Annotated in this window: 12 protein-coding genes; 7 read left to right on the forward strand and 5 right to left on the reverse strand. The window is 48.4% G+C overall.

The features are described 5' to 3' along the window. The first annotated feature begins 16 nt into the window (after positions 1–16). On the forward strand, positions 17–1,063 hold the full coding sequence (locus AB1N33_RS00645; protein WP_411269592.1) for an NAD(P)-dependent alcohol dehydrogenase: 1,047 nt from the start codon (positions 17–19) through the stop codon (positions 1,061–1,063). 3 nt (positions 1,064–1,066) lie between these two features. Next, positions 1,067–2,005, forward strand: a complete 939-nt coding sequence (locus AB1N33_RS00650; RefSeq protein ID WP_411269593.1) for an AraC family transcriptional regulator — start codon at positions 1,067–1,069, stop codon at positions 2,003–2,005. Between the two features lie 5 nt (positions 2,006–2,010). Here AB1N33_RS00650 and AB1N33_RS00655 read toward each other — a convergent pair whose 3' ends face one another. The 3 genes from AB1N33_RS00655 to trxC form a co-directional block, all read right to left on the reverse strand. Further along, entirely contained in the window at positions 2,011–2,205 is a 195-nt protein-coding gene (locus AB1N33_RS00655) for a DUF8622 domain-containing protein (RefSeq protein WP_411269594.1), read from the reverse strand. After that, the gene (locus AB1N33_RS00660) at positions 2,205–4,385 is read right to left on the reverse strand and encodes a YgiQ family radical SAM protein (protein ID WP_411269595.1); all 2,181 of its coding nucleotides are present in this window, start codon (positions 4,383–4,385) and stop codon (positions 2,205–2,207) included. Before AB1N33_RS00660 ends, AB1N33_RS00655 begins: the two co-directional genes overlap by 1 nt. Positions 4,386–4,482: 97 nt before the next feature. Further along, entirely contained in the window at positions 4,483–4,911 is a 429-nt protein-coding gene (trxC, locus tag AB1N33_RS00665; protein WP_411269596.1) for a thioredoxin TrxC, read from the reverse strand. Positions 4,912–5,024: 113 nt separating this feature from the next. Between trxC and AB1N33_RS00670 the strand changes: the two genes are divergently transcribed. Then, complete coding sequence (locus AB1N33_RS00670; protein WP_411269597.1) at positions 5,025–5,486, forward strand: EVE domain-containing protein; 462 nt, start codon at positions 5,025–5,027, stop codon at positions 5,484–5,486. On the opposite strand, the gene AB1N33_RS00675 is transcribed toward AB1N33_RS00670, so the two are convergent. Further along, positions 5,480–6,295, reverse strand: a complete 816-nt coding sequence (locus tag AB1N33_RS00675) for a substrate-binding periplasmic protein (RefSeq protein WP_411269598.1) — start codon at positions 6,293–6,295, stop codon at positions 5,480–5,482. The genes AB1N33_RS00670 and AB1N33_RS00675 overlap by 7 nt on opposite strands. Before the next feature lie 360 nt (positions 6,296–6,655). Here AB1N33_RS00675 and AB1N33_RS00680 point away from each other — a divergent pair, with 360 nt between their 5' ends. From AB1N33_RS00680 to AB1N33_RS00690, 3 genes are all read left to right on the forward strand, one after another. Next, positions 6,656–7,459 carry a DODA-type extradiol aromatic ring-opening family dioxygenase gene (locus AB1N33_RS00680; protein WP_411269599.1) on the forward strand — a complete coding sequence of 268 codons (804 nt, stop codon included), beginning with the start codon at positions 6,656–6,658 and terminating at the stop codon, positions 7,457–7,459. Positions 7,460–7,803: 344 nt separating this feature from the next. Further along, entirely contained in the window at positions 7,804–8,949 is a 1,146-nt protein-coding gene (locus tag AB1N33_RS00685; RefSeq protein ID WP_411269600.1) for a hypothetical protein, read from the forward strand. 3 nt (positions 8,950–8,952) lie between these two features. After that, positions 8,953–9,309 (forward strand): STAS-like domain-containing protein, encoded by a 357-nt coding sequence (locus AB1N33_RS00690; protein WP_411269601.1) that lies wholly within the window; start codon positions 8,953–8,955, stop codon positions 9,307–9,309. A gap of 811 nt (positions 9,310–10,120) precedes the next feature. Here AB1N33_RS00690 and AB1N33_RS00695 read toward each other — a convergent pair. Further along, entirely contained in the window at positions 10,121–10,786 is a 666-nt protein-coding gene (locus AB1N33_RS00695) for a recombinase family protein (protein WP_411269602.1), read from the reverse strand. Positions 10,787–10,915: 129 nt separating this feature from the next. Here AB1N33_RS00695 and AB1N33_RS00700 point away from each other — a divergent pair, with 129 nt between their 5' ends. Continuing rightward, a complete protein-coding gene (locus AB1N33_RS00700) occupies positions 10,916–11,758 on the forward strand; it encodes a hypothetical protein (RefSeq protein WP_411269603.1) in 843 nt (280 codons plus the stop codon). Positions 11,759–11,821 lie beyond the last annotated feature (63 nt).

Consider the following 11,821-nt stretch of genomic DNA (forward strand, 5'->3'; position numbering starts at 1 on the left):
CTACGGAGACTTATCGATGAAAACAATTGGCTATGCCGCACATTCTTCTGATGCCCACATGGTGCCATACCATTTTGAGAGAAGAGCACTTCGCAGTAATGATGTAGCAATTGAAATTCTTTACAGTGGTATTTGCCATTCTGACCTGCACACCGTCAACGGCGACTGGGGCCCGCAGCCTTATCCGCTGGTTCCGGGACATGAAATTGTTGGCCGTGTGATGGAAGTTGGACCGGATGTCACAAAATACAAAGCCGGTGACCATGTTGCCGTTGGCTGTATGGTCGACAGCTGTCAGGAATGTGACCAGTGTCATAATCATGAAGAGCAATACTGCCGTAACGGCATGACGCCCACATATGGCGCACCGGATCGCATCAGCGGTGAAATCACTCAGGGTGGGTACTCCAAGCACATTGTTGTGCGCGAGGAGTTCGTCCTGAGCGTACCTGAGCAACTGGATCTTTCCCGCGCCGCACCAATTTTGTGTGCCGGTATTACCACCTATTCGCCACTGCGCACCTGGAACGTCGGTAAGGGTTCGCGTGTTGGCGTAATTGGTCTGGGTGGCCTGGGTCATATGGCAGTAAAACTGGCCGCAGCCATGGGCGCAGAAGTGACGGTTATCAGCCGTTCTGATGCCAAAGCGAAGGAAGCGAAAGAAAGCGGCGCGAAGGGTATTCTGGTGTCAACCGACGAGGACGCGATGAAAAAAGCGGCCGCATCTTTTGATGTTATCCTCGACACCGTACCGGTAAAACACAATGTGGATACCTACACGCCACTGCTGGATGTTGACGGCACGCTGGTCATTGTTGGCCAGGTGGGTCCGATGGAAGAGTCAATGACGATTCCACTGATTATGGGTCGTCGTCGCGTTGCCGGCTCACTGATTGGTGGTATTAAGGAAACACAGGACGTCCTGGACTTCTGTGCTGAGCACAACATTCATCCTGAATGTAAAATTATCCGCGCAGAAGACATTAACGATGCGTTTGCCAGCCTGAGTAAGGGTGATGTTGCACACCGTTATGTGATTGATATGGCATCGCTGGACGTGTAACGCGTGAACCAGCGTGTCAGAGTCAATAAGGTGAGTCAGCCTGCCGATCTGCCTGACAGGGGCGATCTGCAGGCGCTTGCCCGCTCACTCGCCCGTTTTGCTCCGCATGACGGCAGTTTCTCGGTAGCTGACAACGCCATTCAGATAGCCAGTTCCACCCGCACGCAGGGTGAAAAAACCTATACGCTGTCGCAGCCCAGTATCTGTATTGTGGCGCAGGGCGCGAAACGCGTCACACTGGCGGATGACAGTTTCGAATATAATGCGTCAAAAATGGTGGTGTATGCTGCCGAAATGCCTATTCGCGTTGAGATAACCGAAGCGTCTAAGGCGAACCCCTATTATTGTCTGGTGATCCCTATTTCACCCGAACGGTTAAATAACCTGGTACTGAAAATTTTTCCCGATGGTGTGCCGCGAACAGAGCAGACCCGTTCAGTGTACGTGGGCGACGTCAGTGCGCAGATTGTTGAAGCGGCAACCCGGATGATGCGTATCATAGAGCAGCAGGACGACACCGATTTGCTGGTGCCGCACATGATTGATGAGATCCTGATCCGGCTGTTACGCAGCAGTGTGGGACCTGCCGTGGCCCAGCTCGGGATCAGCGATTCGTATATTGAGCGGATCAGCAAAGCGATTAACCAGATTAAACAGCATTACACCGCGTCGCTGAAAGTCGAGGAGCTGGCGCGCGCAAGCTCCATGAGCCCGTCGTCATTTCATGCGCACTTCAAAGCGGTAACGGGCGTGACCCCGCTGAAATTCCAAAAGATTTTGCGCCTGCAGAAGGCACGTGAACTGCTACACAGCGGCATGATGGACGTCACCACCGTGGCGTTTACGGTAGGCTATGCCAGTGCGTCACAGTTCAGCCGGGAATACACCCGTGAATTCGGTGTCAGCCCTTCCAGAGAAACCGCAGGAAGCGTGACAGCCTGATACGCTTAGTGACGCTTTTTCTGTTTCCAGGTGCCGCCATACTGATAAGCCTGCGCTGTGGCTTTCGCGTTGGTCTGACAGGCTTTACAGGCAAACCTCCATGCTCCGTCAGCGTCAGTTCGCAGGCGGTACAACACCGCTGACAGTGCACCACACTCATCACAGGGACGTGGTGCACGGTTGCGATCGCTTTTACCCATCAGCGTTTTCCGGATTGTGGCCTTTTGGCAACCTGGCTGCGATGATGGTTTGCTGACTTTTTGCCAAAGCCGGTATGTTTGGTCATTGCCCGTTCACCGCCGCGCGCTTTTTTCGCTTTTTGCTGTTTTTCGTTTTTCGCTTCAGGCGGCACAAGATGCTGAGGTCCGCGGCCAATCAAATCTTCACGTCCCATCCGTTTCAGCGCCTCACGTATTTGCGCAAAGTTTTTCGGGTCGTGATAACGCAGCATGGCTTTATGCAGACGCCGATGGATTTCACCTTTGGCTGACGGCACGGCCTCACTGTCTTTGGTTACCTTACGCAACGAGTTAACTTCGGTGTGATACATGGTGGTTGCCGTTGCCATCGGGGATGGATAAAAATTCTGTACCTGATCGAGCCTGAAGCGGTTCTCCTTCAGCCATATTGCCAGTGCCAGCATGTCTTCATCTGTTGTGCCCGGGTGCGAGGCAATAAAATAAGGGATGAGATACTGCTTTTTGCCAGCTTCCTGCGAGTACTTGTCGAACAATTCCTTAAACCGGTAATAGCTGCCCATACCCGGCTTCATCATTTTCGACAGCGGCCCGTCTTCAGTATGTTCAGGCGCAATTTTCAGGTAGCCGCCGACATGGTGAAGTGCCAGCTCTTTCACATAGTCCGGATCTTCTACTGCCAGGTCATAACGAACGCCTGAAGCAATCAGAATTTTCTTAATGCCTGGTAGTTTTCGTGCACGTCGGTACAGATCGATAGTCGGTTTATGGTTGGTGTCCATATGCGCACAGATACTCGGATAGACACAGGACGGCCTGCGGCAGGTCGCTTCTGCTTTCGGACTTTTACAGCGCAGCCGGTACATGTTGGCCGTCGGACCACCGAGATCCGAGATTACGCCGGTGAAGCCCGGAACGGTGTCCCGGATTTGTTCTATTTCCCGAATGATCGAGTCTTCCGAACGGCTTTGAATAATTCTGCCTTCGTGTTCCGTAATAGAACAGAACGTGCATCCGCCATAACAGCCACGCATAATGTTAACGCTAAAGCGTATCATATCGTATGCCGGGATCTTTGCATCGCCATAGACAGGATGGGGAACCCGCTGGTAAGGCAGATCAAACACCGCGTCCATTTCTTCCGTTTCCAGCGGCATCGCAGGCGGATTGATCCAGATGTGGCGGTCACCGTGTCGCTGCATCAGAGCGCGGGCACAGCCCGGATTAGTTTCCTGATGTAAGATGCGTGATGTGTGCGCGTACAACACTTTATTGTCGCGAACGGTCTCGAATGCCGGCAGTTTTACATAGACATTTTCCCATGGCTTGCGTCGCTGGGCGGGTTGCACCACAATGGGTTTGGCCGCATTGTCATTGCTGGTGGTTTGTTTATTGTCGTCGTTATCGCACTCCGGCTCCATCTGATAGGGACTCGGAATGGGATCTATCTTGCCAGGCCTGTCCAGCGAGGTCGAGTCAACACCCTGCCACTCAGGTAGCGCCTGCTTCACAATAATTGCGGTACCGCGAACGTCGGTAATATCAGCAATATGCTCACCTGCGGCGAGACGATGAGTGACTTCAACCAGCGGGCGTTCGGCGTTACCGAACATCAGCATGTCAGCCTTCGCGTCGAACAGTGCCGAACGACGGACTTTCTCACTCCAGTAATCATAATGCGCGATGCGGCGCAGGCTGGCTTCAATACCACCAATGATCACCGGCACGCCTTTGAATGCCTCGCGACAGCGCTGTGAATACACAGTAACAGCCCGGTCAGGCCGTTTGCCACCCACGTTCCCTGGTGTGTACGCGTCATCATGACGCAGCTTTTTATCCGCAGTGTAGCGGTTGATCATCGAGTCCATGTTCCCTGCTGTCACCCCAAAATAGAGGTTCGGCTTACCCAGTTTCATGAAGTCGTCTTTGCTGGTCCAGTCGGGCTGGGCAATGATCCCGACCCGAAAGCCATGGGCCTCCAGCACACGGCCGATTACTGCCATACCAAAGCTGGGGTGGTCAACGTAGGCGTCACCTGTCACCAGAATAACATCACAGCTGTCCCAGCCAAGCGCTTCCATTTCTTCACGTGACATGGGTAAAAAGGGGGCAGTACCGAAACAATGAGGCCAGTACTTGGGGTAAGAAAACAGACCGCGATCGGCCTTAATGGTGGCTTGCATAGTGTAACGCGTCAAAAAATTCTGGCGCGATTATACCAGCTTGCTGGCGGGCACCGATACCCGCCATCAGAATAATTAATAAACCGTTCTTATCCGGTCATTGTTGCGCCCAGCGGACGATATCCGCCGCGCCCATGGCGCCGGCCTGACGGGACACTTCCTGGCCTCGCTCGAAGCGGATCAGCGTAGGGATGCTACGAATTGCATAACGCCCGGCCGTTGAGGGGGCCTGCTCGGTATCCACTTTTGCCAGTATGACTTTACCCTGCAGATGGCCGGCCGCCTGTGCAAATGCTGGCGCCATCATCTTGCAGGGGCCACACCAGTTCGCCCAGAAATCCACAATGACGGGTAAATCACTTTTGGCAATAAACCGCGCAAATGTTGCATCGGTCAGGGTAACCGGCTCGGCAGGCAACAGGACATGTTTACACTTGCCGCAGTGCCCGCTGTCACGCAGTCTCGCACGCGGTAACCGGTTAATAGCCTGACAGGACGGGCAAACCACATGTACAGGATCTGTCATAACACACGCTCTTCTTTTATGCACTTTTCACAATATGTCGGGTCTGTGCTGGTCAACTTCAATGGGTATTCGATAAAATACCGCACATAATCCTGCAAACAGAGACACACACCATGGCCTACTGGCTGTTTAAAACCGAGCCCGATGCTTTCAGTATTGATGATCTGGCGTCCCGCCCTGACCAGACTGAACCCTGGGATGGCGTGCGTAATTACCAGGCCCGCAACTTTCTGCGTGATCAGGTTAAAGTGGGGGACAGCGTGTTTATTTATCACTCCAGTTGTAAAGAGGTGGGCATTGCCGGCGTTGCCGAGGTTGTCAGGGCCGGTTATCCCGACCCGGTACAATTTGCGCCGGATAGTCCGTACTTTGATCCTAAATCATCGCCCGATAACCCTCGCTGGTATCGTGTGGACGTGAAATTTAAAGAAAAATTTCCCGATGTATTGTCCCTTAAAACCATAAAAGCGATGGATGATGTACGGGAGATTGCACTCAAAAAAGGCGGCAGGTTGTCGGTTATGCCGGTGACCGAAAGCGAGTGGGCAATGTTATACCAGGCAGCGCGTCACTGACGCGCCACCTGTGTTTTCGGCATACATTGAGACGGGATACGCAGAGGCTTGCGGGCAAGCTCGCCCTTAAGGTGAGTGTTGAATGCATCGACCAGCGATTGATCGATGGTCTTTTTACTGAACATAAAATGCACCTTGTCGCTGTGCAGGACCTCATCAGCCAGCACGACCGGCCCGGGAGATGGTATATCCGAGCCGGAGGCGGGGATCATGTCATACGCCCTTACTTCATTGAGTTTGTTACACAGCGCCAGGCGATCATCAACAACCGCAGTAATCTTGCCGTTAATCATTAGTTTGAGCCGGTCAGGGAGGGCGAAGCCATGGATGAACTGGTCAGGATAACGGGCTTTTAACCACTCGACGGTTTCACCAAAATACCCCGCTGTGTTGATGCCCACTAAGCCACCGGCACTAAGCACCTGTTCGAGCGTGGTGGCCGTACTCATGCCGTTGCCACTGGTCAGGGCAAAGCCGACCACTTCCTCCCGGTACGGTAGTGAGTAAAAGAAGTCTGTGGCGCGTTCTTTGGTGTACGTGGCGCCCAACCAGATGTCGAAGGTACCTTTCTCCTGTTCAATTTTTGAACGTGACTCGGACATGGAAAGCACAGAGACGGGGCAGGGTAACTTTTCAGCGATCCGCTGAAGAAGCAAATAATCGGTACCGTCATAACGCTGTTTGCCGTAGTGGTAAAAATACGGTTCCCAGTCACCATTAAATGACACCACGAGCGGCGTTTCACAGGCCCGGGCCACCGGCATGCATGCCGTCAGTAGCGTGAGGCCAAGCAGTATTAGACGCAGCAAAATCCGTTTCCACTCTGATTATTCTTTCGCCATCATACATGACGCTGACCAGGATGAAAATTAATCACTGCGTTAACGTGCAGTTTATTTTTCGATGGTAACCTGATGAATTAGCAGGATTAGTCGCCCATTAAATCATTGGGTAACAGCCGTTGACTCGACTCTTCGATTTCTTAGCGGCTCTGGTCAGCCATGCCGCACCACGGTAATAAACGCGTTCATTGCTTCAGGCAGGTCCATTTTAACAACGCAAATTACCAACATCGCATTGATAGTTATTCCATAAAAACGCCATTTATCCTTTTTTATGTTGCTAGTAGGGTGGACAAAAAGCAGATTGAGGTAGCAGCAGGAGTAAACATGAAAGCGAACCGACATATTGTCTACCTTTCTCATGGTGGCGGACCCATGCCTTTATTGGGCGATCCTAATCATGTGGAAATGGTGGCAACGCTAAAAGATATCGCTCTGGCCGTGGGCAAACCCAGTGCGATACTGGTGATAAGTGCCCACTGGGAGGCGCGCCTGCCGACAGTCACCTCAGGAAACCATCCCGGGATTATTTATGATTACAACGGGTTTGCCAGGCAGGCTTATGAGATTGAGTATCCGGCAGCGGGTGAGCCTGAACTGGCGAAACGCGTTGTGAACGCGCTTGAGGGAAGTGGCATCAGGGCAGCAGAGGATACGGTGCGTGGATTCGATCATGGCATGTTTGTGCCACTTAGCATCATGTATCCCGATGCTGATATTCCGTGTGTGCAGTTGTCGTTGGTCGACAGTCTTGACGCAAACCTTCATATCCGGATGGGCAACGCATTGCAGTCACTCGAATGGGACAACTTGCTGGTGATTGGTTCTGGGTTTTCGTTTCACAATATGGCTGCATTTTTCACTCCAGCATCACAAGAGGCACGTGATAACAACATCGCGTTTGACGAATGGCTGACGGCAGTCATGAGCGATACCACACTGACAGAGCATACCAGAGAAGCGCAGCTTGCGAATTGGGCTTCTGCGCCAGGTGCCAGATTCTGTCACCCGCGAGAAGAGCATTTAATCCCGTTACATGTCTGCTATGGCATGGCCGCGCAACCGAGTAAGAAAACGTTCAAGGCGGAAATCATGAAAAAACAATCGTCTATGTTTTACTGGGGTGAATGAAATGTGTGGTTTAAGAATAACGACTAGCGTTATCGTTTGACGGGGAGACGGGAGCGATACAGCGATTACCTGGCTGCCATACCAGGTTTGCAGTCTATGGCGCAGCCACAAAAAAAGGTGAACTGATATCAGTTCACCTTCTTGGTATTGGTGGAGCTGGCGGGAAGTGCCACTAACTTTGTAATTTGATATTTTTTATATAAGATACATAAGGTTGTAAATATGTGAAATAAATAATTGACGTAAGTCGTGACACTGTTCGTGACACCTCCTGATGATATACAAGTATATTTAGCGTTTGCTTTAGGGCAAGATGGAGTGGCAAAAGGAATTAACACTTATCTATGAAAAGAAAAAGTAAATCCAAGGCTCAGCTGATCGCCTCACAATTGCGAGCGAATAGAAGGCTATCCTCAAAAATCCGAAAAGTATTAAAGAGAAAAGGTAAAGTAAGCACTTCATCACGAAAAAACCCGTCCAGACGTAGTGCGCCGAGAAAACATATTTTTGTTCAAGCGCCAGAGGGTTTAGACCTTTACAACCGAAAGGCTCACCTAAAAACGGTCACGTTTATTAAGGAATTAACAAAAGCGGCTAAAGTTTCACATGATCGAGACTTACCGGTCCGTTTGTGCTTCAGACATACAACAAGAATTTCGGCGTCTGGCGGCATTTATTTGTATGCTGTGACGGATAGCTTGAAAGTCAAATATCCTAAGCTCTCCTTTATTGTTGCGCACCCTCCGAAGAAGCCCGACAGAGTCAATCATGAAAACATAAGTGTCGTTCAAGCGGTATTAAAGCAGATAAAGTTTTATTCACTGATTGGTGTAAGTGTACCTAAAGTCAAAGAGCTTCCTAATGTTGATTGTTGGGCAACAGCACAGTCTGAAAAAGTTGATAGTGATTTGTTAGGAGCTGCTATACAAAAACTTGAGCCCTATGGTGTGAATACACATGAGCTTTTCAGAGCAGGTGTTGAAGCAATGGCTAATGCTGCGGAGCACGCGTATGATAAGACAATTAGAACGAACCGAAGCTTCCCCAAAAAAGAGTGGTGGCTGTTTACTGCGGTTCTTGAAAAAAAGTTAATAGTTTATATATGTGATTTAGGGCACGGAATTCCGGTAACTATGCCTCATACTCAAAAAGCGGACGTTTTGACGAAGATAAAATCGAAAGTCACCAATGCCTTAGGGCAGCTTGGACATGGAAAAGCGCCTGTAGATGGCGATGTTTTCCAGATACAAGCTTCAACTCTTGTCAAAGAAACAAGAACAGAATTGGGCCATAGAGGCAAGGGAGGGAACGACATAAGGTCTTTCATTGATAACAACAATCGAAGCTCTCTTTACATCTTTTCTAACAAGGGAACGTGGAAATATAAAAGCACTCCAACCAAAAAAGGTCTTGGGATAGGTTATAATAATAAGCATTCGATTGATGGCACGGTTATTGGATGGTCAATCCCATTGAGTGCAGAGGATTAATTAATGCATACAGTAAAAGTTTCTGAATTCACTTTTTTTCCTGGTCCTAGATATCGTAGGTTAGGGAAAAATAGTGGCGAAGAATTCAGAGAAGACGTTTTGATGCCAGATATTGAAGAACATAAGAAGATCCAATTAGATTTGGATGGAGTGCTTGGCTATGGGTCTTCTTTTCTAGAAGAGGCATTTGGTGGTTTGATTCGCTCTGATGTAGATCCAGAACTCGTTAGGTTCATGGTTAACAATGCTATTAGTAACGATAATCCAACGATTAAGGAGGAGATTATCTCGTACGTTGAGGATGCAATTAAAGCGAAAGATAATCAAGCTCTAGCGCACGCTAGAGGTGCTAATTCATAGATACCCTATGGTCACGTTAGTAATATCAGTAGTCTCATTTTTCGCTGGTTTTTTTCTCCGCTGGTTCATAACCATAAAAAAAATGAAGAACCAGATCGTAAATTTATACATTGAGCGCATTGATGAAACTTTGAGCAAAATGAGAGAGGATGCCGTCGAATTTTTGACGATCGACTTATCTAGTTCGAACAATCCCGATGCTAAAAGAGAGGCAATGAGACTTATGATGGTCTCGCGTAATCGGTACGTTTATTCACTATGCTCTCGGCTCAAGGCCAGCGATCCGAGCCTATTTCCAATCCCTAACGACAAGCTAACGGCGCTGAGGCAATCGAGTGACTCTATCTTTGAAGATTACGAACATGTCGATAACAGTAATCGCGGAACTATGTTTGAAAGTGGGCATCAAGCTATGGCGAAATTGAGCTACGATATTCAAGATATAATTGATTATTACCCGTTGCAAGTGCCATCAATATGGAGAGGTTAGTAGGTTGAGTGCGACTTACAATGCAACATTTATTATTCCACCAATTACTTCACCGTCCCTCGACTGACGAGACTTGGAGCATACACTCTGCTTGCAAGCAAACCAGTACCCCACGCAATGCTTATCATCTCGCGATGACGGGTTTTATATAGATTAACGATTGTCGCGCCAGTAAAAATTTCTGAAAAAGACTATGATTGCCGTGTTGCCTGCAACGGACCAAAAAGATGAAGTTTGTAAGTGTTTTACGCCTAGAAAAGTTAAAACAATATTCGTTACAAAGATACCGTCAAAGGCGATTGAAGTGCGGGGCGTCTATCACTAAAGCATCAGCTTCAAGTTTCGGTTCTCTATATTTTTGATTGTTTGAGCATAGTAAAGATTTCCTCTAGGAGTTTTAATTCCCATGTTATTGAGCAAAGATGCGATTTTTCTATACGACAGGTTTAGTTGGAGCATAGATCTTATTATTGGCCAAATTCGAGCTGCATCGTTGTCTGCCTGAACCATTCGCTCTTTGTTTCTCTTGTTAGTCTTATCTCTCAGACCGCCTAATTTTGCTCCTTGAGCTTTCTTTTCTGCCAAGGCCGCTTTTGTTCGAAGACTTATAAAGTCTCTCTCTTGTTCAGCCAGGGCTGCATAAATGTGTAATTGAAACTTGTCTGCGTTTGGCATTGATGCGACTTTAAACTTCAACTCTTTATCTTCCATCAGACCGGCAATAAAAGAGACTTTTCGACTTAACCTATCAAGCTTTGAAACAAGAAGTGTGGCATCCTTTTTCTTGCATGCTGAAATCGCGTCTGTAAGCGCCTGTCGCGAGTTTTTGGTGCCGCTCTCTATTTCGGTGTAGCTTTCAATGATTTCGGCGCTAGGAATGGCGTTGAGGGCGAATATTGAAATGTCTCTTTTCTGTGCGTTCAATCCTAAGCCTGACTTACCCTGATCTTTCGTGCTGACTCGATAATAGGCGATATAACGTTCCATTTAGGTATCCTTATCGGTGTAAAAAACAACAACGGTGGTTGTGTGTTTTACACAATAGGATGATTTTTTAACGCTGTCGGGGTATTTTCAGCTTTTGATGTTGGATCTCCGTTAACAGTAGGGCGAAGTTTGAAGTCGAATATAAAATTTAGCAGTTTGGTTAAGGCTGAACAGAGTTTGATCACCAGTTCATCTTTTCCCAATGATACCCACTTGATAGGTGTGGCATTAAATATTGGGAAGGATTATCAAGTGTATGTAGAAGTGGATGATCAACCGGAGTCCAGAGTTCCCATAGAGTCTGTCACAGATCTGACGAGATACTTAGAGGCCATAAGTCATGTCGTCGGTGATATAGCGATCCCAGAATTGAACAGAATGACAGACATTTTGGAGTTTCTGGATTCAGAAGGAAGGCCGCCAATTAAGATTGACAGGTCTATCACTCTCTACCTAACGGCCGATTACGTCAATCGGCTTCTTTCTGGGGAAAAAGCTTTGAGGTTGGACTTATTTACCATAGGGGTTGAGTGCGGGCTAAGATTTTACGTTGAAACGGCGGATCATATTGAGGTAAGACTTAAAGACATCGTTGTAAACTTAACCATCTACGACAAGATATTGAGGCAGATGATCACAAAATACTCTCAGTCTCAACCCAGTGAGCAGAGTTTACTTGATCGCCTGAAGCTCCGTACGCCCTACAAAGACGACATTCACCCTTGTCTGTACGGCGCCTTTAAATTCACTGTTTTATTACGTCGCTTTCCTCGTAAAGCTGGTCACGATAAACACGATGAAACAAAAATGTGGGAGTTTATCGAAAAACGATATGCTAAATCACCGACCAAGCCTAACAGCGCTTCTATCCTGTTTAACGGAAAAACGTATGACTTAGATGGTATGTGGAAGCAATACGGAGAGACATTTGCGAAACATCTAATCGACGAGGTTCAGTCCGTAGCAGGTTAACTCCAACTCCCGAGCCTAAATTTCGAAAAATTGTCGAAATCCTTCTAGCGCTCCTTTTTTCCA

It is taken from the genome of Alteromonas nitratireducens, assembly GCF_040812025.1.
In the GTDB taxonomy this organism is placed as follows: domain Bacteria; phylum Pseudomonadota; class Gammaproteobacteria; order Enterobacterales; family Alteromonadaceae; genus Alteromonas; species Alteromonas nitratireducens.

Excerpts from the sequence above, each read along its gene's own strand:
- AB1N33_RS00645 (WP_411269592.1), top strand. The coding sequence starts at position 17 with ATGAAAACAATTGGCTATGCCGCACATTCTTCTGATGCCCACATGGTG.
- AB1N33_RS00655 (WP_411269594.1), bottom strand. The coding sequence starts at position 2,205 with ATGGGTAAAAGCGATCGCAACCGTGCACCACGTCCCTGTGATGAGTGT.
- AB1N33_RS00660 (WP_411269595.1), bottom strand. The coding sequence starts at position 4,385 with ATGCAAGCCACCATTAAGGCCGATCGCGGTCTGTTTTCTTACCCCAAG.
- trxC (WP_411269596.1), bottom strand. The coding sequence starts at position 4,911 with ATGACAGATCCTGTACATGTGGTTTGCCCGTCCTGTCAGGCTATTAAC.
- AB1N33_RS00670 (WP_411269597.1), top strand. The coding sequence starts at position 5,025 with ATGGCCTACTGGCTGTTTAAAACCGAGCCCGATGCTTTCAGTATTGAT.
- AB1N33_RS00680 (WP_411269599.1), top strand. The coding sequence starts at position 6,656 with ATGAAAGCGAACCGACATATTGTCTACCTTTCTCATGGTGGCGGACCC.
- AB1N33_RS00685 (WP_411269600.1), top strand. The coding sequence starts at position 7,804 with ATGAAAAGAAAAAGTAAATCCAAGGCTCAGCTGATCGCCTCACAATTG.
- AB1N33_RS00690 (WP_411269601.1), top strand. The coding sequence starts at position 8,953 with ATGCATACAGTAAAAGTTTCTGAATTCACTTTTTTTCCTGGTCCTAGA.
- AB1N33_RS00695 (WP_411269602.1), bottom strand. The coding sequence starts at position 10,786 with ATGGAACGTTATATCGCCTATTATCGAGTCAGCACGAAAGATCAGGGT.